At 63.6% G+C, this 19,088-nt stretch carries 18 protein-coding genes; 9 read left to right on the forward strand and 9 right to left on the reverse strand.

Going from position 1 to position 19,088, the window contains the following annotated elements; genetic code table 11:
* Positions 1 to 91 precede the first annotated feature (91 nt).
* A complete protein-coding gene (locus QFZ69_RS16665) occupies positions 92 to 1,129 on the forward strand; it encodes a LacI family DNA-binding transcriptional regulator (protein WP_306912925.1) in 1,038 nt (345 codons plus the stop codon).
* 891 nt (positions 1,130 to 2,020) lie between these two features.
* On the opposite strand, the gene QFZ69_RS16670 is transcribed toward QFZ69_RS16665, so the two are convergent.
* Together QFZ69_RS16670 and QFZ69_RS16675 are read right to left on the reverse strand one after the other, a co-directional pair.
* A complete protein-coding gene (locus QFZ69_RS16670; protein WP_306912926.1) occupies positions 2,021 to 2,434 on the reverse strand; it encodes an ester cyclase in 414 nt (137 codons plus the stop codon).
* A gap of 231 nt (positions 2,435 to 2,665) precedes the next feature.
* Positions 2,666 to 2,995 (reverse strand): DUF1326 domain-containing protein, encoded by a 330-nt coding sequence (locus QFZ69_RS16675; protein ID WP_306912927.1) that lies wholly within the window; start codon positions 2,993 to 2,995, stop codon positions 2,666 to 2,668.
* 318 nt (positions 2,996 to 3,313) lie between these two features.
* Here QFZ69_RS16675 and QFZ69_RS16680 point away from each other — a divergent pair, with 318 nt between their 5' ends.
* On the forward strand, positions 3,314 to 3,604 hold the full coding sequence (locus tag QFZ69_RS16680) for an antibiotic biosynthesis monooxygenase (RefSeq protein WP_306912928.1): 291 nt from the start codon (positions 3,314 to 3,316) through the stop codon (positions 3,602 to 3,604).
* 45 nt (positions 3,605 to 3,649) lie between these two features.
* Here the strand turns inward: QFZ69_RS16680 and QFZ69_RS16685 are convergent, their stop codons facing one another.
* The 5 genes from QFZ69_RS16685 to QFZ69_RS16705 all read right to left on the reverse strand — a co-directional run bounded on the left by QFZ69_RS16685 (position 3,650) and on the right by QFZ69_RS16705 (position 9,127).
* Positions 3,650 to 5,011: an MFS transporter gene (locus tag QFZ69_RS16685; protein WP_306912929.1), complete on the reverse strand. Its 1,362-nt coding sequence runs from the start codon at positions 5,009 to 5,011 to the stop codon at positions 3,650 to 3,652.
* Positions 5,012 to 5,090: 79 nt separating this feature from the next.
* Complete coding sequence (locus tag QFZ69_RS16690; RefSeq protein WP_373463162.1) at positions 5,091 to 5,843, reverse strand: amino acid ABC transporter ATP-binding protein; 753 nt, start codon at positions 5,841 to 5,843, stop codon at positions 5,091 to 5,093.
* An 11-nt stretch (positions 5,844 to 5,854) separates the two neighbouring features.
* Positions 5,855 to 6,868, reverse strand: coding sequence for an amino acid ABC transporter permease (locus tag QFZ69_RS16695; RefSeq protein ID WP_306912931.1), 1,014 nt, complete (start codon positions 6,866 to 6,868; stop codon positions 5,855 to 5,857).
* A gap of 6 nt (positions 6,869 to 6,874) precedes the next feature.
* Complete coding sequence (locus QFZ69_RS16700; RefSeq protein ID WP_306912932.1) at positions 6,875 to 7,777, reverse strand: ABC transporter substrate-binding protein; 903 nt, start codon at positions 7,775 to 7,777, stop codon at positions 6,875 to 6,877.
* A 78-nt stretch (positions 7,778 to 7,855) separates the two neighbouring features.
* Positions 7,856 to 9,127, reverse strand: a complete 1,272-nt coding sequence (locus QFZ69_RS16705) for an alpha-hydroxy acid oxidase (protein ID WP_306912933.1) — start codon at positions 9,125 to 9,127, stop codon at positions 7,856 to 7,858.
* A gap of 226 nt (positions 9,128 to 9,353) precedes the next feature.
* Here QFZ69_RS16705 and QFZ69_RS16710 point away from each other — a divergent pair, with 226 nt between their 5' ends.
* The gene (locus QFZ69_RS16710) at positions 9,354 to 10,892 is read left to right on the forward strand and encodes a CdaR family transcriptional regulator (protein WP_306912934.1); all 1,539 of its coding nucleotides are present in this window, start codon (positions 9,354 to 9,356) and stop codon (positions 10,890 to 10,892) included.
* Positions 10,893 to 10,944: 52 nt separating this feature from the next.
* Here QFZ69_RS16710 and QFZ69_RS16715 read toward each other — a convergent pair whose 3' ends face one another.
* On the reverse strand, positions 10,945 to 11,280 hold the full coding sequence (locus tag QFZ69_RS16715) for a cupin domain-containing protein (protein ID WP_306912935.1): 336 nt from the start codon (positions 11,278 to 11,280) through the stop codon (positions 10,945 to 10,947).
* A gap of 149 nt (positions 11,281 to 11,429) precedes the next feature.
* Between QFZ69_RS16715 and QFZ69_RS16720 the strand changes: the two genes are divergently transcribed.
* Positions 11,430 to 13,220 carry an ATP-dependent DNA helicase RecQ gene (locus tag QFZ69_RS16720; RefSeq protein ID WP_306912936.1) on the forward strand — a complete coding sequence of 597 codons (1,791 nt, stop codon included), beginning with the start codon at positions 11,430 to 11,432 and terminating at the stop codon, positions 13,218 to 13,220.
* Between the two features lie 16 nt (positions 13,221 to 13,236).
* On the opposite strand, the gene QFZ69_RS16725 is transcribed toward QFZ69_RS16720, so the two are convergent.
* Complete coding sequence (locus QFZ69_RS16725; protein WP_306912937.1) at positions 13,237 to 13,542, reverse strand: acylphosphatase; 306 nt, start codon at positions 13,540 to 13,542, stop codon at positions 13,237 to 13,239.
* Positions 13,543 to 13,711: 169 nt separating this feature from the next.
* On the opposite strand from QFZ69_RS16725, the gene QFZ69_RS16730 reads away from it, so the two are divergent.
* The 5 genes from QFZ69_RS16730 (at position 13,712) to QFZ69_RS16750 (ending at position 18,947) form a co-directional block, all read left to right on the forward strand.
* Positions 13,712 to 13,975 carry a YegP family protein gene (locus tag QFZ69_RS16730; RefSeq protein WP_306912938.1) on the forward strand — a complete coding sequence of 88 codons (264 nt, stop codon included), beginning with the start codon at positions 13,712 to 13,714 and terminating at the stop codon, positions 13,973 to 13,975.
* 28 nt (positions 13,976 to 14,003) lie between these two features.
* Positions 14,004 to 14,972, forward strand: a complete 969-nt coding sequence (locus QFZ69_RS16735) for an ABC transporter ATP-binding protein (protein ID WP_306912939.1) — start codon at positions 14,004 to 14,006, stop codon at positions 14,970 to 14,972.
* Positions 14,973 to 15,026: 54 nt separating this feature from the next.
* Entirely contained in the window at positions 15,027 to 16,238 is a 1,212-nt protein-coding gene (locus QFZ69_RS16740; RefSeq protein WP_306912940.1) for an ABC transporter permease, read from the forward strand.
* A 462-nt stretch (positions 16,239 to 16,700) separates the two neighbouring features.
* Complete coding sequence (locus QFZ69_RS16745; RefSeq protein WP_306912941.1) at positions 16,701 to 18,431, forward strand: triacylglycerol lipase; 1,731 nt, start codon at positions 16,701 to 16,703, stop codon at positions 18,429 to 18,431.
* A 63-nt stretch (positions 18,432 to 18,494) separates the two neighbouring features.
* Positions 18,495 to 18,947 (forward strand): hypothetical protein, encoded by a 453-nt coding sequence (locus tag QFZ69_RS16750; protein ID WP_306912942.1) that lies wholly within the window; start codon positions 18,495 to 18,497, stop codon positions 18,945 to 18,947.
* The last annotated feature ends 141 nt before the right edge of the window (positions 18,948 to 19,088 follow it).

Here is a 19,088-nt window from a genome sequence, read left to right on the forward strand (position 1 = left end):
GCAACGTGTTCCAGCTCACTGTCAAGGGCCAAGTTCGGAACAAGGAGGAAATAGAGTGTCTACTAAGACCATCCCGAACAGGAGAACGCCCATGGAACCGGCTGTCCCAGGCACGACCGTCACCCTCAGGGATGTTGCGGCGGCCAGCGGAGTGAGTCTTTCGACCGCCAGCCGCGCTCTGGACGAACGAGGCACCGCCTCCCGGTCCGCGGCAGCTGTCCACGTCCGGAAGGTCGCCGAGGAACTCGGATACCGCAGGAACTCCTTCGCCTCCAACCTGCGCCGGGGTGAAACCCGGACCCTCGGGGTGCTCGTTCCGCGTCTGAGCGACACCGTGATGGCCCTGATGTTCGAGGAACTCGAGCGGGCGGCGTCGGACCGCGGATACTTCGCTATGGTCGCCACCAGCGGGGACGATCCCGACGACGAACGCCGCGCCGCCGAAACACTCCTGGACCGCAATGTCGACGGGTTGATCCTCGCCACGGCCCGGCTTGACGACGAACTGCCCCGGCATCTGCGCGAACGGGGTGTGGTGCACGCGCTGGTACTGCGCACCGACGGGGTCAGTCCCTCCGCACTCGGCGACGATGAGGTGGGCGGATACCTGGCAGTCCGCCACCTCATCGATCTCGGGCACCGCCACATCGCCGTCATCACCGGCCCGTCCTTCACCTCCACCGGAATAGCCCGTCTCGCCGGCGCCCGCAAAGCCCTGGAACAAGCAGGCATTGACCCCCGGGAAGACTGGCTGGTCGCCGCCGGCTATGGCATTGAAAGCGGCTTCTCCGCCGCGGAATCCCTGCTGGGCAGCGACAAAGGAAAACGTCCCAGCGCGGTCTTCGCCGCCAACGACAACCTGGCCATGGGGGTCATCGCGGCCGCCCACCGACTCGATATCACCGTCGGGGAAGACCTCGCCCTGGTCGGCTACAACGACATACCCCTCTCCTCCCGCCTTTCAACCCCGCTCTCGTCCGTGCGGGTGCCTCTGGACCAGATCGCCGGCAATGCGATCGACCTCATCGTGAACCCCGGCAAGGAACCCAGGATCCGGAAATCCATGCCCACGCTCATGCCCCGCCAATCGAGCGGTTCACCCAGACACTCCGCACCATACGTTCCCTAGGAGGCTGGAGCGGCACCAGCGCACACTGCCCGGACCGGCGGCTCGAGGACCTGCCGTCCGGAAGACACCTTTGAGGACCGCCACCGAACAGGTGGTGGTCCTCCCCGTCACCATGCTCTCCGCTGCCGCATCCGAGTAAGGATGTCTAAACGACAGAGCAGATGCCCGACGCGTCCGAAAACGCGGACTGACTCTCCCCAGATGCCACCCGATTTCCACGGCACCGTCCAGCTCATAGTCAGGAAGTGGCACCAACGTCGCAGGTCCCTCCCAAAGCCGGTTGCACTCGCCAGGACACCATGCAGCAGCAGCGTCCCTACGCGTTCCCTAAAGGACACCCGCCATTCACCGCTGACAAAACAACGTCAAATACCGTTGCGATTCACACATCTGTCTGATGCAACACGGGGGCTTGGAGCGGAAACGGAAGTTTGCGGCACGAACGGATGCCTGCACCGGGCGGGACCGGGCCCGTGGCCTGGGCCGCCTGGCCTCAGCTGAAACCGCCATTCGAACGGTGAAAAAACCGCCATTCTGAACGGACAGTCACATCGATTGCAACTGGCGATTCTCGTAACTATGTCTCGCAACCTTCTGGTCGAATCGGCGTGTTCGCCGTTAGTTGCGAGACACATGAGATCTGGGAATGTCACGCGCAACGTCTTATAGACGGTCGCGAGCACTTAACGGCTAGCCGTTCGTCTCGTGTTCCCGGAAGGTGACACCAAGCGATCACAGAATGCCGCCAAAGAGCGATCAAATTCACCACGGACGCCGTGACGGTGGAGGATGGCCTGTGCCAGGCAGACCAGACCCAGACTCGCCTGAAGATGAGGAATTTCGGCGCGTGGAAAGAGCTCTTCCCGGTAGGAAGAGGCCTTTTCTGTGGCGTTACTTCGGTAGGGCGCCGATCTGCTGCATGAGAGTAAAGGTGTCCGTGGCTCCCCAGTGCTCAACGACTTTTCCGTCATCGACACGAATAATGTCTATGCCGCTGAATTCGACACTGCGACCGGTGGGCGCGACGCCCATCAGTTCCCCCTGATGCGTTCCGGTCAACACCACGTAGCGCGCCTCCAGATTTCCCTCCGTCAGCGCCGGCTCGGTGGTCGTGGCCCTGAGGTCCGGGAAGGCGGCCCGCATCGTGTTGACGAAGAATCTAAGCCCGTCCTTGGTGGGCGGTTGTCCGGGTAGGGGATCGTGAGCGACAAAGTCATCACTCACCAGTTCATCGATGAGGGTCAGGTCTCCGCCCTCGAGCACCTCCGTGTAAAACCGCTTGATCAATCCATTCCCGTCAGGCATTTCCGACTCCTTAAGAGGATGAGACCGCAACACAAGTTTCCCACCCCGCCTATGGCACATCAACGGCTCGCGCTACCGCAGCCGGACCGCCCCTAACCTGGAAGGTTCGTGCATTTTCGTGCCGGTGAATTCCGGCGGTCTCTTCACTATCTCGGCATCGCCTCGCGGAATACCGGTAAAGCCCAAATCGTCAGGTACTCCTACGGAAATCTTGCATATTGGGAGAAAGAATCATTTGAAAAGCAACGCGCCGCGACGGCATCTGACCATTGTGGCGGCCGTGCCCGCCACCGCGGCGCAACTGGGTGCGGCGTTACCGGCAACAGCAGCCGAACGGCCCATCCCCGCAACAGCAAATGTCCGCTCCGGAGTAGTGCAGACAGTGGAGAACGCGCTCACTGTTTCCCCGGCGGCGGTGACGTTTCCACTGGCAATATGGAACACATTGACACTGCGGCACTCGCCCTTCGGGCCGGTGGGAACGCCGTCGATAGGACACGGACAAATCAGCAGGCAACTGCAGTTGCCCACATACTTTCCGGACATTTCCCAAGTGGACATTAGAACTCTCCTTGCTGGCGTCACCAAGCTAAGCAGCCCGGACTGAGCGCCGACATTACGTTGAAAAACGGTGAGAAACGGGCAAAAAGCCTCGTTAAGGCCGACAGCATTCCGGCCCGTCGGGCGTGTCAATATGCCGCGTTGACCTCTCCACTGGACCTTGCGCCTGCGCGTTATCGGGTCCTTACTGGTGGTAGGAGCCCCAACCCATCCAGCGGGTTGTCCCGCGGCACCATGTCTCCCGCCATACAGGTCACGCACTCAGCCCGGGACTGAAACGGTAAGAAGGCTCCAACCAAGGCTAATGGAGGAAGATCGATGTTCGCCCGAGTCAGCACATACAAAACCGGCCCCGAAACTACTTCGGGTGCGCCTACGGAAGAAACCCTCAAGCAGGTGCTTGAAATCCCCGGATGCCTTGGCATCTATTTCCTGAACGGAAAGGAATCCGACAAAGCACTGTCGATTACCCTGTGGGACACCGAGGAAGCTCTGACTTCGAGTCAGCAGGCCGCAAATAGCATCCGCGCGGCTACCGCCAAGGAGCAACACATCCAGATTCTTGAAGTGGAAGCATTCGAAGTCACGGCCAGCAAACTGAAAGACTGAACGTTGGGTCCGGCCTGCCCGACCCTGCCCCAACCGGGGCGGGCGCTAGGCCTGCCGCTCCCGCCACAGCAGCGACACCGCGAACACCACCGCGCCGAGTCCCAGCATGACGACGACCAGAAGTCCCCAGTTGGCTTGGTTCACTCCGGTGCCATAGAAGATGCCGATCAGCACCGTCGCGAAGATCGCGCCGAGGTAGCGGCAGGTCTGATAGATCCCGGCGGCCACGCCGCGTTCCTCCGGCCGGCTGGAAAGGTACATGCCCTGGCTGGAGGCGATGCTGACCACCCCGTACGGGACCCCCAGCAGGGCGGTCAGGGCAATGACCAGCGGGACGGCGAACGACGCCGTCAGCAGCCACATCGTCCCGGACGCAACGATCAGCAGCACGACGCCGGCGATCAGCACCCGCTTCACGCCGACGCGGTCCATCGCGCGGACCGCGGGCGGCGTGACCACCACCGACATTGCGGCCAGCGGCAGCATCAGCAGACCGACGATGCCGGGATCGTAACCGCCGGCTTCCTGCAGCAGCTGCGGCAGGCCGAAGAACGCGAAGTAATAGACGCCGCTGAACAGCGCGAAGCCCAAATAGACCAGCAGCAGCGGCCGGTTCCGGCCCAGCAGCCGCAGGTCCAGGAACGGCGGCGCGAACCGCAGCTCACGCCAGACAAACAGAACGGCCAGCAGGGTCCCGCCGCCCAACAGCCACCAGCGGTATCCCGGGAGCACATCCAGCAGCGCCATCATCACGAGCACCATGACCCCCAGGAAGGCCACGATGCCCGGAATGTCCGAGTCCCGCAGTAGCTCAGAGACGCGGCCGCGTTCCCGTCCCTCATCAGCCGGGGCGAACCGCCGGACCAGAATGATGGCCGCGAGCGCGAGCGGAACGTTGATCAGGAACAGGGCCTGCCACCCGACCAGGCTCACCAACAGTCCGCCGACTACCGGCCCGACGGCGGCCGCGGAAGTGTTGGCCATCTGGATCCGTCCCAGCGGCCGGCTGGACTCCGTCTGGGCCTGCCGGGCCAGCGCCCCGACCAGAACGACGGCGCTCGGGTAGGCTGTCGCGGTGCCGAGGGCCATGAACGCCCGCGCCACGCACAGCAGGGCGAAGTTCGGCGCGAAGGGCGCCACGGCGCAGGTCGCCGCCACCACGGACATCCCCAGCACGAACAGGCGGCGCGGGCCGAACCGGTCCGCCAGCCGGCCCATCACCGGCTGGCCCGCCGCGGAGGTGAGGTAGAACGCCGTGATCACCCAGGTGACCGTGGCGACGTCGAGCCCGAAGTCCGCGCGCAGCACCACGAGGGCGACGGCGATCATGGACGAGTTCAGCGGGTTCAGCGCCGTGCCGAGGCTGAGTCCAGCAACGGCGAGGCCGGTCCGGGGAGAGTTGCTCACGGCAACAGTCTGTCCCACGGCTGCTGCCGATCAGAACACCGTGACGCCCTCCGCCCGGCGTCCGCGGAAGAGCACCTCGTCAAAGGACCTTGGAAAGGAACGCCTTGGTCCGGTCATGCTGCGGGTCGCTTAGGACCTGCCGGGGCGGTCCGGCTTCCACCACCACGCCCTCATCCATGAAGACCAGCGTGTCCGCCACTTCCCGGGCGAAACCCATCTCGTGGGTGACCACGATCATGGTCATGCCGGTCCGGGCCAGCTCCTTCATGACGTCAAGCACCTCACCCACCAGTTCCGGATCCAGCGCACTCGTCGGTTCATCGAAGAGCATCAGCTTCGGATCCATGGCCAGGGCACGGGCAATCGCCACCCGCTGCTGCTGACCGCCCGACAAATGCGCCGGGTAGTGGTCGCCCTTATCCCCCAGGCCCACCCGCTCCAGCAGTTCCTTGGCCCGGACGGTGGCGGCGGCCCTGGACAGCCGTTTCACCCGCATGGGAGCCAGGATGATGTTCTCAACCGCCGTCAGGTGCGGAAACAGGTTGAAGCGCTGGAACACCATCCCGATATCCTGGCGTTGCAGGGCCGCTTCCTTCAGCTTCAGCTCGTAGAGTTTGTCCCCCTTCTGGCGGTAGCCAACCAGCTGCCCGTCGACCGAGAGCCGGCCGGCATCCACCCGTTCCAGGTGGTTGATGCACCGCAGGAACGTGGATTTCCCCGAACCGCTGGGGCCCACGATGCAGAGCACCTCACCCGGGTTGACCTCCAGGCTGATGCCGCGCAGCACCCTGTTGGCGCCGAAGTTCTTCGACACCCGGTCTGCAAGGACCATTGGCATGCCCGTCATCCCTTTCCTCCAAAGTCTGTGCCCAGCGGCCCGCCCGGGACGGTGCCCTGAACCGCCGTCGGCGCCGGGTCCGGCGACGCCGGTCCCTTGCCGGCCTTAAGCCGTGAGGTTCCCCGGGAGAATCGCTTTTCAATGAAGTGCTGGCCCACCATTAGGACGGACGTGAAGAGCAGATACCAGAGGGACGCCACAATCAGCAGCGGCACCGGCGTGAACGTCACGGCGGAGATACCCCGGGACACGCCATAGAGGTCAACGCTCAAGGGAATCGCGGCCACCAGGGAGGTGGTCTTGAGCATCGAAATCACCTCATTGCCGGTGGGCGGAATGATGATCTTCATGGCCTGCGGAACCACGACATACCGCATGGTCTGCCCCCAGGACATTGCCAGTGCCGTCGAGGCTTCCTCCTGGCCCTGGTCCACGGACAGCAGCCCCGCGCGCACGATCTCGGACATGTAGGCGGCTTCATTAAGCGCCAGCCCGATCACAGCGGTGATGAACAGGTTGGTGAAGATCTCGTTCGGGATCGTGACCCACGGCGTCATGAACGGGATGCCCAGGGTGAACACCGGATAGATCAAGGCCACAATGCCCCAGAAGACAAGCTGCACGTAAACCGGGGTTCCACGGAAGACCCAGATGTACAACCACGCCACGCTCCTCAGCACCGGGTTCGGTGAGAGCCGCATGACTGCCAGCAGCAGGCCCAGGACAATCGCGCCAACCATGGCGTAGATCGTCAACGACAGTGTCACCCAGGCTGCCTGGCTGATCCGGCGGTCGAAGATGTACTTCCCGACCTCGGGCCAGCCGTAGTCCGGGCGTTGGGCGGCGTCCAGCACGAAGACCGCCAGCATCAGGACCAGGACCACAGCCACCAGGATCCGCCACGGGTGGCGCAGCGGGACGGCGACGATCGGCGTCGGCTCCTCGGCTGTCCCGCCGCCCGCCCGGGACGTGCTGCCAGGCCCGGCCCCGGTTATCCTGTCCGTTGTAGGTTCGCTCATCGCTGGTTAGCCTTTGGCTGCCACGTTGAGCGCAGCTGTCTTGACCCCGCCGGATTCCACTCCCCACTTCGCGAGAATCTTGTTGTACGTGCCATCATCGATCAGTGCCTGGAGCGCCTTCTGGAGGACCGGGGTGAATTCGCTGTCCTTGGCCACGGGCATCCCGTACGGCGCAACCTCGAATGCGTCGCCCGCCGTCTGCAGCTTGTCCTTGGTCTTGGAGATCGCGTAGAGGGTCACCGGCGAATCGGCGCTCATGGCGTCGACCTGCCCCACTGCCAGGGCGTTGGTCGCCTGGTCCTGTGCGTCGTACTTGAAGATGTTGATGGCCGGCTTGCCGGCGTCGGTGCAGGCCTTGGACTTCGCGGGCACCTCGTGCGTGTCCTGGTAGGTGGTGGCCTGGACGGCGACCTTGAGCCCGCAGGCGTTGTCGGGGTCGACGGTCTTGCCCTTCGGGGCGGCCCACTGGATTCCGGCGGAGTAGTAGTTCACGAAATCGACCTGCTTTTCGCGTTCCAGGGTGTCGGTGAAGGAGGACACGCCCATGTCGTCCTTTCCGGCCTTCACCGACGGGAGGATGTTGTCAAAAGTGCCGATGTCGAAGTTGACCTTCAGGCCCAGGACTTCGCCCAGGGCCTTGGTCAGGTCCACAGCCCAGCCGGCCGGCGCACCGTTTTCGTCCTTGAACTCGTTGGGCGGGTAGTTGTTCGCCATGCCGACGTTGAGGACACCGGCGGACTTGATCTTCTCGGGGAGCGACGCCGCTATGGAATCGTTCTTTTTCACCGCGACGGCGTCGGCCGTTCCGGAGGCAGCCGCGGTGGCAGCCGGTTCGCTGTTATTCACGCAGCCTGAAAGCGACATGGCCGTGACTACGGTGAGAACGGGAAGTAGGAAGCGAGTGCGCATGGTTTCCTTAGCTGTTCGGGGATTCTTGGGGCTCCCGCAACGCTGCGGGAAGGCACGGTGTGCCGAATTCGGAATTGATTACTGCTGGGAGCCGGAGGCTGTCGTTTCGAGGACTTCGGGGGAATGACGGATGTCGCGAAGAATTTCCCCGCCCCGCGCCTTCAATTCGGGAATGCTGGAAACGCCCACTAGCGTCATCGTACGCCGGAGTTCATCCGCGAAGATCTCGATGATGCGCCCGACACCCGGCGATCCGGCCGCCACCAAGCCGTAGAGGTAGGCCCTGCCGATCGAACAGGCGTCGGCTCCGAGCGCCAGGGCCTTGAGGATGTCGCTTCCGCGGCGGATGCCGGAGTCCACGTAGATCTCTAGCGAATCGCCCACTCGCTGCCGGGATTCCTGCAGGACATCCATCGGGCTCAACATGTGATCCAGTTGGCGGCCGCCATGATTACTCAACTGGACGGCGTCCAGACCAATACCAGCGGCCTTCGCGACGTCCGCCGGGTTGACGCAGCCCTTGAGCACGATCTTCCCGGGCCAGGCCTGCCGCAGGGCTTCCAGTTCGGCCCATCCGCTGGTCGCATCCGAGTGGCCCAGAATGTGCTGCCACATGGACGGGGTGACCACGGAGGAAGCGGCGGCACTGTGCGGATCCAGGTTAGGGAAACTGATGCCGTCCGACATCAGGAAATTCACCCACCAGCTTGGACGCCGGGCAATGTCCGCGATAGTCGAAAGCGTCAGCGCCGGAGGAGCGGTAAATCCATTGTGGAGGTCCCTTTCCCTCGAACCCAATGCCCGTGTATCGACTCCGACTATCAGGGTGTTGAATCCGGCCGCCTCGCAGCGCGTCAGTTTCGCCTTCAGCGCTTTTGCGTCCGAGGTGAGGCCGAAGTTGAACCAGCGGTCAAGGGACGGGTGGCGCTCCGCGATGGTCTCCATCGGTACGGTGCTCAGTCCGGCCAGGCCGTACGGGATGCGGGCCCGGTCCGCGGCGGCCGCGACGGCCAACTCGCCCTCGGGATGGAACAGCCGGGTAGCCCCTGTCGGGGTCAGGGTGAGCGGCAGGGCACTGATTTTTCCAAGCAGGGTTGTCCCGGTATCCGGTCCGGACACCGGGCCCCAGCTGGGCATGAGCGCCCAGGAGTCGAAGACTGCTCGATTGCGGCGGAGCGTCACCTCGTCTTCGGATCCGCCGTCCAGGTAATCAAAGATCCCCGCCGGCAATACTTTCCGTGCCGATTGCCGGTACTCCTCCACGTTGAAAGCGTTGGCGAGCACTCGCCGTCGTCGCGATAACACGGGGGCCTTGACCTGAATGAGCTGTTTGGCTTCGCTAATTTTCAATGAGGGCCTTCCGTTTGCTGTCCTGCGTTATGGTTCAGCGTAGGAAGTGAAACTCCGTGCCACTATGGAGATGGCGACAAATTGAGGGGCGCACAATTAGTAGCAACTACCAAACACTTTTTTCGGCAGGTTCATGACGGCCGCTCCGCCGGCGGCGAGGCATGCTTTGCCCACCTTGGCGGATGTCGCCCGCTCGGCCGGTTCGGAAATTTTCAGCCTCATTGAAATGCCGGCCGATAACCAGAAGCTTGTCGCGGGCTCGGTTCTCTACGACTCGACGGCCCGGCCCGCCAGGTTCCCGGGCGCCGTGGCCCTGGCCATCGGCTTGTCGCTGTCCGGCAAGCGTCTGGGCGCGAAGATCCGGGAGCTCAGCGAGGCGGGCTACGTGGCAGTCGTCTACAAAACCAACGGCACCTTGGATGAAGCACTCCGGGCGGCCGCTCGGGAAACGGGGATGGCCCTCTTCCGGGCGTCAGACTCTGTTCCGTGGCACCAGCTCGCGGAGATCATGGACGCCGCCGTCATCCCGCACCGGCAGTCAGGCCGCACCCTGGTGGACATCCGGCCCGGCGACCTGTTCGATCTGGCCAATACAGTTGCGGCCCAGGCCGGCGGTGCCATCGCGATCGCCGATCCCGACCAGACCATTCTGGCGTACTCGACACTGCCCGACCAGCCCATTGATGAGACCCGCAGGAGTTCCATCCTGCGTCTGCATGTGCCGCATTCCGTTGAAACGGACAGGGACTACCGGCGTGTCCACGCCTCCAGCGACCCTTTGAACGTCGCGACCGAGGATCCCCTGCTCCGTCGGACGGCTATCGCCATCCGGGCCGGCGACTCCGTTCTGGGCTCGCTCTGGCTCCTCGAACTCACGGAGCACTCCAACGAGGACGCGGACCGGATCCTGCGTGAGGCAGCCAACGTTGCGGCGCTCCACATTCTGCATAAGCGAACGACTTATGTCTCAAACCTGACCCGCCAGATAGATCTGGTCCAGCCGCTGCTGTTCGAGCCGGAACGCGCCGAGCTTGCCGCCATCAGGCTGGGGATCTCCGCGGAGTCCATCCGCGTTGCGGCCCTGGGCATTTGGCCCGCCGACGCGATAGCGGCCGAGACCCTGCAATCCCGACTCCGGCTCTTCGACACCATCCGGACCGCCTGCGCCATCCGGCTGCCCTCGGCAGTCTGTGGGCTCTCGGACAACATCGTTTACATCGTCCTTCCGCAGACCACCGAATCTTCACGGCAATTCCAACGCGATGCGATCCTGAAAATAGTGCAAAATGCGCGGCGACTTCTCTCACTCCCGGTCCTGGCGGCACTGGGTGGGGCAGCTCCGATCGACCGCCTCGAGGAGTCCCGAGTCAACGCGGAGCTGGTTCTGTCCGAGTTGGTGCGAAACGTCACCGAAGGCCGTATCTCCGCCGACTCGGATGACATCGTCGCCGACGACGACTCTCTGGGCTCCCGCCTGCAGCTTCGCCGGATGGTCTCGTCCTTGACGACTGCCGGCCAACTGCCCGGTGCCCTCGCGCTCAGGATCGCCGAATACGACGAACAGCATAAGAAGGCTTTCGAGGAGACAATCCACGCGTACCTGAGTTGTGGCGGAAACGCGATCGACGCCGCAAAGTCCCTGGACGTCCACGTCAACACAGTCCGATACCGCTTGTCGCGAGTGGAACCCCTCTTCGGGATCGACCTGGACGACGCCGAGACGCGCCTGCTCGTATGGCTGCAGTTGTGGGCAAGACACAATTAAGCGCATGCAGGCGTCGGCCTGCACCCGCGTTGGTCGCGGGGCGTTGGCCTGCTCAGTCGTGGACTTTCGCGACCGTCATCAGGATCGCAGAGTCCTCCTCCGCTTCCAGGCTATGAAGCCCGTCCGGCACGATCAGGAGATCCCCCGCCTTCCCCTGCCATGACTCCTTGCCTGCCTGCAGGCGGACGCAGCCCCGGAGCACGAACACGGTGGCTTCACCGGGGTTCAGGTGCTCGCTGAGCTGGGTGCCCGCCCGGAACGCCATGACGGTTTGTCGAAGGACTTTTTCATGGCCGCCGAACACCGTGTCGGCAGCCCGCCCGCTCGGTGCCGCAACAGCTGCCGCGATCTGCTGGCGGGCCAGCGCATCGATCGATATTTTCTGCATGGGCCTACCGTACCCAGAATCGCCCGTCGTGCCGAGGACCTTCGGCCCCGATCCGGTGCACTCGTCCCTGACACTGCCGAACGGAACGCGTTAGGCTGGTGGAACGGCTGAAGCCAACGGCCAACGGAACGTCCCACCGGAGCGCCGCTATGACCAAGGCCATTGAAGACCCTGCCGTCGACTCACCTGCGACCGCCCCTCCGCCCGCAGACGCACAGGCGCAGGAACCATCCGCCGGACTGCGCCGGCTTGCCGCCGAAACCTTTGGCCTGCCGCACCTCCGCGAGGGACAGCTGACGGGTATGGCCGCGCTCGCCGCGGGCCGTGATGTCCTTGCAGTCATGCCCACCGGCTACGGCAAGTCCGCCGTCTACCAGGTCGCGGCGTTGGCGATCCGCCAGCGGGAGCGCACCAGTGACCGGCCGGGCCTCGCCGTCGTGGTCTCCCCCTTGATCGCCCTGCAGGAAGACCAGCTCGACGGCCTGAACACCTCCCTTGGCCCGCAGACCGCCGTAGCCATCAATTCCCACCACAGCGACGCCGAGCTGGAGGAGGCCTGGCAGGCCGCGGAGACCGGCGAGGCTGCCTTCCTCTTTCTCGCCCCGGAGCAACTGGCCAAGCACGCCACCGTGGACCGGCTCGCGGCCCTCAACATCTCGCTGTTCGTCGTGGACGAGGCGCACTGCGTGTCCTCCTGGGGGCACGACTTCAGGCCTGACTACCTCGGGCTGGGCGCGGTCCGCGGCAGGCTTGGCAATCCGCCGGTGGCTGCGCTTACCGCGACTGCGGCCCGGCCGGTCCGCGAGGAGATCCGTAAGCGGTTGCAGATGAAGGACCCGCTGGTACTGGTCCATGGCTTCGACCGGCCCAATATCCGGCTCGAGGTCATCCGCCACCAGGAGGACAGGGCGAAGCGCCGCGCCGTCGTCGAGCAGGCCACGGCGCTGGTGACCGGCTCCGTCCCCGGCCTCGCCGGGCCCGGTCTCATCTACGCGGCCAAACGCAAGGACACCGAGAAGTACGCGGAGAAGCTGGTCAAGCGGGGATTGCGCGCCGAGGCGTACCACGCGGGGCGAAGCAAACAGGACCGCGAGCGCGTCTTCGAGCTCTTCATGGACGACCAGCTGGACGTGGTGGTCGCGACCACGGCCTTCGGCATGGGCATTGACAAGCCCAACGTCCGCTTTGTGGTCCACGCCGACATTACCGAGTCGCTGGACAGCTACTACCAGGAAATCGGTCGCGCCGGCCGCGACGGCGAACCTGCCCTCGCCGAGCTGCACTACCGGTCCGAGGACCTCGGCCTGCGCCGGTTCTTCGGCACCCACATCCCGGACGAAGACTCCCTGCTGAGTGTCCTTTCCACCCTCCGCAGCTCCGACGATCCGGTGACCACAGCCGCACTGGCGGAGGCCACCGGCTTTTCTCCCCGCCGGCTGACCGGGTTGCTGAACCAGCTCCAGGAGACGCGAGCGGTCAAGGTGGGAAAGCGCGGGGTGAGGCTCGACGCCGGCGCGCAGCTGCCTGAGGTGGTGGCCACCGCCGTGGAACACGCCGAAGCCCGGCAGCGGATGGACCGCTCTCGGATCGAGATGGTGCGGGGCTACGCCGAGACCGACAGCTGCCGCCGCCAATACCTGCTGGGCTACTTCGGCGAGGACCTCCCCGGGGGCTGTGGCAACTGCGACAGCTGCACGGACGCCGCCGCTTCTTCCGCCGGTGTGGACGACGGCGACGTCGTCGCCTCGGCTGCCGACTCCGACGACGGCTCCGCCCTGTTTCCGCTGCAGTCCGGCGTGGTCCACAAGGAGTGGGGTCCGGGCCTGGTGATGCGGCATGAGGACGATGTCATCACCGTATTGTTCGAGCAAGAGGGGTACAAGACCCTGTCCCGGACCGCCGTGGTGGAGCAGGGCTTGCTCGTCCGCGCACGGGACTGAGCCCTGGCTGACGGGCCTAATACACCACGTCGAAGTCCGTGAACTCCCCGGTGGCGGGCGAGACCTGTTCCTCCACGTCGGCCACGCGTCCCGGCGCTGCCGGCGAGCGCAGCCACCGCCGGAACTCAAGTACCGCCGTCTGCGGTCCCTCCGCCACGATGCCGACCGAACCGTCGTCGTTGTTCCGGACGGTGCCCGTCAGCCCCAGCTCCGCCGCCTTACGCACCGTCCAGTATCGGAAGCCGACAGCCTGCACCGTGCCGTCCGCCCGTGCCGTCAGCCGCACCCGCTCCGCGGAATCGTCTTCCTGAAACTCAGTCATGCTCCCAATGTATCGCCCCTCCGAGGCGGAACATGGGGACTTTCGCCCCTTACCCGGCCCTTACCCGCAAGGCAGGCTTGTCAGAGCACCGCGGGACCTGTCGAGCAAACGGCATCAGCACAGAGACGTGCCTAACCCGCCCGCGGCGGTTGCCCGGAGGGACAGAACAATGGCTGGACAATTCGAAATTTTCACCGACGCGGAGTCGAATGTCCGGTTCCGCCTGCTCGGGCCGGACGGAACGGTATTGGCCATTTCCAAGGCCTTCGCGGACAAGCGCGCGGCCGCGGACGGCATCATGGCCGTGCGCGAGTGTGCCGGCACCGGCCTCATCAGGGAGGCCCGCTCCAACGCCTGGGGCGGCACCGGCAGGAACAGGCCAGGCCTCCCCACCCCCGCGCACCGACGCCACCCGCACTTCCCCGCCGTCTGAGCAGGGAGTCCTGCCAGGCGGGAGCAGCATGGACGAACCACGGGTCCACATCAGCGGCTTCCGGATGGACTTCGGGTACACCACCGTGATCCGGGACCTGACCTTCGACGTTCACGCCGGCGAGACCTTCGGCTTCCTGGGCAGCAACGGCTCCGGGAAGACGACGATCCGCGCCCTGCTGGGGATCTACGAGCCCACCGCTGGCATCCTGCACATCAACGGACGTGAGTTCAAGCCCGAGCACGGGGACAGGCTGGGCTACCTCCCGGAGGAACGCGGCCTGTACAAGAAGGAAACGGTCATCGACATCATGACCTACTTCGGCCGGTTCAAGGGCGTGGAGAAGCGCGCGGCCCGGCGGTGGTCCGTGGAGTACCTCGAGCGGGTGGCCCTGGCGGACAAGGCCGGTTCGCTGCTGGACAAGCTCTCCAGCGGCCAGCAGCAGAAGGTCCAGCTCGGTGTCACCATCATGAACCGCCCCGAACTGCTCATCCTGGACGAACCGACCAAGGGGTTCGACCCCGTCAACCGGCGGCTGCTGATCGAGATCATCGCCGAGCAAAAACAAGCCGGCGCCACGGTGGTGCTGGTGACCCACCAGATGGAAGAGGTGGAGCGCCTGTGCGACCGCGTCATCCTGCTCAAGGACGGCACCGCCGAGGCCTACGGGACCCTCGATGAGGTGCAAAACAAGTACGGCGGCAGGATCATTCGAATCAAGTACAGCGGCACCATCCCACGCTCGCCCCACTACGACGTCGTGCTCGGGGAAACCAACTACGCCGAGCTGAGCATCACCGACAGCACCGACAGCACCGATGAGGCGGCCATCCTCAAGAACCTCATCGACGCCGGCGTGCGGGTGCTCAGTTTCACCACCACCAAGGTCTCCCTCGAGGACATCTTCATCCGCGTCTACGGCGACCAGAACACCCCCGGCTCCTCGCCCGCAGCAGCACCGCCGGCCGCCACCGCCCTGGTCGGGGAAGAGGTGTAGGGCCTACCCCCGCACAATCTCGGAACCGTCATCGGCTTCGAGTTCGTCCGCACCGTGACCAAGCGGCGGTTCTGGATCGGCACCCTGTCCGTCCCCGTCATCATGGCGGTGGTGTTCGGGTTGATCTTCCTGAGCAACACCACGACCGACACCGCGTCGCAGGCCCAGAGTTCCGCAGAATTCACGCTCGCCTACACCGACGCCTCCGGCCTGATCACGCCCGAGGACGCCGCTCTCTTCGGCGCCCGCCCGGCCGAGTCCGCCGGCGCCGACATCCAGGCCGTGCAGGCCGGGACGCTGGAGGCCTACTTCGACTTTCCCGCCCGCCCGGGCACGGAGGTGGTGCGCGTCTACGGCGCGGACAAGGGGATCTTTGAGAACGGGAAGTACGCCGCCGTCGCCCAGGCCATGCTGACCCGTGCCGTCGAACAGAAGGTCGGTTCAGCCGAGCTGTCCACCCTGGCCACCGGCAAGGCCCGGATCGAAACCGTCACCTACGACGGGACGCAGGAATCCGGCGGGCTGGGCTCCGTCATTCCGCCGCTGGTTTTCCTCGTCATCTTCTACGGGCTGATCGTGCTCCTGGCCGGGCAGATGCTCAATTCCACGCTGGAGGAGAAGGAAAACCGCGTGACCGAGATGATCCTGACCACGCTCAAACCGACCACCCTGATTGCGGGCAAGGTCCTGGCGCTGTTCGCGATCGGGCTGGTCCAGATGATCGTGTTCCTCTCCCCCATCCTCATCGCCCGGCTGATCCTCCCCGACCAGCTGAACCCCGCTGCCCCGGACCTGCCACCGCTGATCTTCGACCCGGTCCGGATGACCATCGGCTTCCTGATCCTGATCGGCGGCTTCGCACTGTTCACCACGACACTGGAGGCCATCGGCGCGGTGATGCCGACCGCCAAGGAAGCCGGGAATGTCCTCGGCGTCATGATGGCACTGATCTTCGTGCCGTTCTACGCCGTGGCCCTGGTGATCTCCGACCCGCACTCCGTGATTGTGCAGATCTTCACGTATTTCCCCTTCTCTGCCCCGGTCACCGCGCTGCTGCGCAACGGCTTCGGATCGTTGAACCCCCTCGAAGCCGCAATCGTGATCGGAATCCTCTTCGTGGGGGCCACCGTCATGCTCCGCCTGGCCGTGCGGCTCTTCCAGTACGGCTCGATCTCCTACACGTCGAAGGTCAGCATCCGCACCGCGCTCCGGGCTGGTTCGCGGCACGGCCCCGCGGAAGCGGCCCCGACGACGCCGGGCCGCTGAAGGCGGGGCAGCGAGCTGGGGCACGATTCAGCGAGGAACTCCACCAACTCTGTGGGAACTGACAACACCGGGGGCGAATTCCTCCTTGCCTTCAGCTGACTGCCCACTTGCCGATCCTGCGCATCGGTCGGCCTGCTGCATCCTTGGACCGGATGGACGGCGTCCGTCCAGGGAGCCTTTGCATCCAGGGCAGAAGGATGACGCAGCGGCGTCATCGAATACAGTCGGATCGTCGGGGTAAAGCGTTCTGCCACCTCTCCTCCGGCCGGCAAGAAATTTGGCGAAAATGCCTTGGGCCAGTAAGACAGCTCGCCCATATTGCTCTCGATCCCAGCCGATGCACCGACCTGCCCGGACTTAGGGCAAACCTCTAAATTGACGGCCGGCAAAGGGTTGCCTTCTCCTGAGGCGAAGTGAATACTGGCCCTCAATACGATGGCACTATTCAATTCGGAGGCGGCCATGTCGGACGAAAACAGCGGAGAAACAACGGACGCTGGACTGCTGGTCTATGTCCCCAGCCTGAACTGGGACCCTGCCACAACCGAGGATCTGCTCACCCGTCTTGAGAAGGATGGGGATTTCGCCGACTGGAAAATTGAAATTTTTGATCACAAAGTCCGCACTTTCAGTCGCCTGAAAATGGAGGATGTTGTCCTAAACCTCGCCGCTCAGATCCGAAGCTGGTCGGGAGAAGACGGAGATGTTGCCTGGCCGCACCAGATCATCCTGGTGGGCCACAGTCTCGGCGGCATCTTGATTCGTGAGGCACTACTGTTGGACAGTCAGCCAAACGCTCCACGCCTCAGGGACCCCCAGGTCCCGCAATGGACGGAGCGGGTGACCAGAGTCGTCCTGATAGCCAGTCCCAACGGCGGCTACGAACTGCAAAACCTGGCGAGGCACGAGCGAGCTTTTATCGCAGCGTTCAGCCTATTTGGGATTTTCTTGCTTGAGCACCTTCAAGAGGGAAGTGAATATATAACCCACCTACGTCTGCGGTGGTTTCAGTTCATGAAGAGCCGTGGGGGAAATACTGCAACGAAGCCGGACATTCAGGTAGTCCAAGTCGTGGGATGGGATGACAAGCTCGTCTCGAGAGAAAAAGCCTTGGACGCGGACTACATCCCAAATGCGACTATCGTGGACATTCGCGATGCGGGCCACCTTGACATTGTGGACCTGCGTCAGGCCCCCGACCCGGAGATGCGGTTCAGTCACCTTCGGGCGGCCATTAGAGACAACCTCCCTACGTTCAACGATGTCACACCCGAAAACCCTCATCCGGTGGTCTTTATTCTCCACGGAATCCGGTCGTCAAAAAGCGAAGGATGGATTGGCGCCCTAGCGTCAATTATTCAAGAGCCAGGCACGGATGCCCCGGAAGGCTCCGCGGACTGGACTGAAGCCATACCCGTTACTCCCACGTACGGCCATTTTGGCTCGCTCCACTTTGCTAACCCATGGATCCGCAAGAAGAATGCACGACGACTCCTGCAGTGGTACGGTGAGCACTTTATTCGTTACAGTCCAGACAATTTCTACTTTGTAGGACATAGTAACGGAACCTATATGCTTGGCAAGTGCCTCACAAACGTTCCAAGCATGCGATTTCGCCGAATATTCTTGGCCGCATCAGTCCTTCCCAAAGAGTTTAAGTGGCGGCGCATCATTGACCGAGGTCAGCTCGGCCACCATGACGAAAATGGCTGGCATGTCGGAGCCATCCACAGTGACAAGGGCCGACGGGATGTACCGGTAGGCTGGCTCTGCTCAATACTCCACGGACTGGAGATCTCGCTCCCCCGAAAAGTTCGCATGGCCGATATCGGGACGGGGGGATTCGACGGATTTGACGACCTGAACAGAGTCCTCATGGAGCACCGCTACGCCGGTGGCCATGGAAATATGCTGGTTCCGGTCGGACCCAAGTCTGAACGGACTGTCAGAATGAATGCCCGACTCCGGGAGATCGCCGACTTTATCAAGTTCGAAGCGCCTCACATAGCACCGGAGACTGGGGATGCTCCGTTCTTCGCGTGGGTGAGTAGGATCTTGGGTACCGCCACCAGATTCACGCTCGTAATCCTTCTCGGCGCCGTAGTAGCTGCGCTGGCTTTCGGAGCACCCTGGTACTTCGTCCTGGGCGGCGCGTTGATTTACCTTTTGGTCGTATTTGTTAATCAATTCTGATTATGTTGTGGAAAAGAACGTCAGCGTCTTGCTGCCCACTCAATCGATACTTACACTGGGGCCATGGCAGGCGAAATTATCATCCCAAATATTCCTGAACCATTGGCCAGAGTCAAAGAGATCTGGGAATGGGGGGCGTGGGCCATAAGTGCTTTCGGCGCTATCGTCGCCCTGATTCAAAGCGCAGGAGGAGTCGTAGGGTTCCTCACCCAGGTCGCGCTCTTCGGGTTCTCCTGCTATATCGCCGCGATTCCGGTAGGTTTTGTCGCTGTTGCGGTCTTCAGTTCCTTGGACAAAGCAGCCGGGCGCCAGACCCACGACAAGGTTGTCATCGGTTTCCTCGTACTTGCAATAATCGGCGGTGGATTCCTCGTTCGCAGTATGTTTTACGACGGCATCGGCAGGCCCGGAGACCTAGACACCATCGGAACAGTCTTCAGCGCCTTGGTCGGGACTGTAATCCTGTTGACTCCCCTCTACTTCGCGTGGCATCGGTACGGCAGCAAGAAGGCCTGACCGCTTCGCCGCCGGACTTGCCTTTGCTGGGCGACGAGGAGTGGTGGGCCTTTCCGTGTCTAACGTGTAAGCGACTTCGTGGAACTTGAACGGTGCCAGAACGTCGGTTTCGACGCAATCACTTCGCTCCTCGCTGCTTTC

This window comes from Arthrobacter sp. V1I7, from assembly GCF_030817015.1.
GTDB lineage: Bacteria > Actinomycetota > Actinomycetes > Actinomycetales > Micrococcaceae > Arthrobacter.

What these genes read in the sequence shown, in the direction of transcription:
- QFZ69_RS16730 (WP_306912938.1), top strand. Translation starts at nt 13,712, where the DNA reads ATGGCTGGACAATTCGAAATTTTCACCGACGCGGAGTCGAATGTCCGG.
- QFZ69_RS16680 (WP_306912928.1), top strand. Translation starts at nt 3,314, where the DNA reads ATGTTCGCCCGAGTCAGCACATACAAAACCGGCCCCGAAACTACTTCG.
- QFZ69_RS16745 (WP_306912941.1), top strand. Translation starts at nt 16,701, where the DNA reads ATGTCGGACGAAAACAGCGGAGAAACAACGGACGCTGGACTGCTGGTC.
- QFZ69_RS16720 (WP_306912936.1), top strand. Translation starts at nt 11,430, where the DNA reads ATGACCAAGGCCATTGAAGACCCTGCCGTCGACTCACCTGCGACCGCC.
- QFZ69_RS16725 (WP_306912937.1), bottom strand. Translation starts at nt 13,542, where the DNA reads ATGACTGAGTTTCAGGAAGACGATTCCGCGGAGCGGGTGCGGCTGACG.
- QFZ69_RS16695 (WP_306912931.1), bottom strand. Translation starts at nt 6,868, where the DNA reads ATGAGCGAACCTACAACGGACAGGATAACCGGGGCCGGGCCTGGCAGC.
- QFZ69_RS16735 (WP_306912939.1), top strand. Translation starts at nt 14,004, where the DNA reads ATGGACGAACCACGGGTCCACATCAGCGGCTTCCGGATGGACTTCGGG.
- QFZ69_RS16710 (WP_306912934.1), top strand. Translation starts at nt 9,354, where the DNA reads ATGCCGGCCGATAACCAGAAGCTTGTCGCGGGCTCGGTTCTCTACGAC.
- QFZ69_RS16670 (WP_306912926.1), bottom strand. Translation starts at nt 2,434, where the DNA reads ATGCCTGACGGGAATGGATTGATCAAGCGGTTTTACACGGAGGTGCTC.
- QFZ69_RS16690 (WP_373463162.1), bottom strand. Translation starts at nt 5,843, where the DNA reads ATGGTCCTTGCAGACCGGGTGTCGAAGAACTTCGGCGCCAACAGGGTG.
- QFZ69_RS16750 (WP_306912942.1), top strand. Translation starts at nt 18,495, where the DNA reads ATGGCAGGCGAAATTATCATCCCAAATATTCCTGAACCATTGGCCAGA.
- QFZ69_RS16665 (WP_306912925.1), top strand. Translation starts at nt 92, where the DNA reads ATGGAACCGGCTGTCCCAGGCACGACCGTCACCCTCAGGGATGTTGCG.
- QFZ69_RS16700 (WP_306912932.1), bottom strand. Translation starts at nt 7,777, where the DNA reads ATGCGCACTCGCTTCCTACTTCCCGTTCTCACCGTAGTCACGGCCATG.
- QFZ69_RS16715 (WP_306912935.1), bottom strand. Translation starts at nt 11,280, where the DNA reads ATGCAGAAAATATCGATCGATGCGCTGGCCCGCCAGCAGATCGCGGCA.
- QFZ69_RS16675 (WP_306912927.1), bottom strand. Translation starts at nt 2,995, where the DNA reads ATGTCCACTTGGGAAATGTCCGGAAAGTATGTGGGCAACTGCAGTTGC.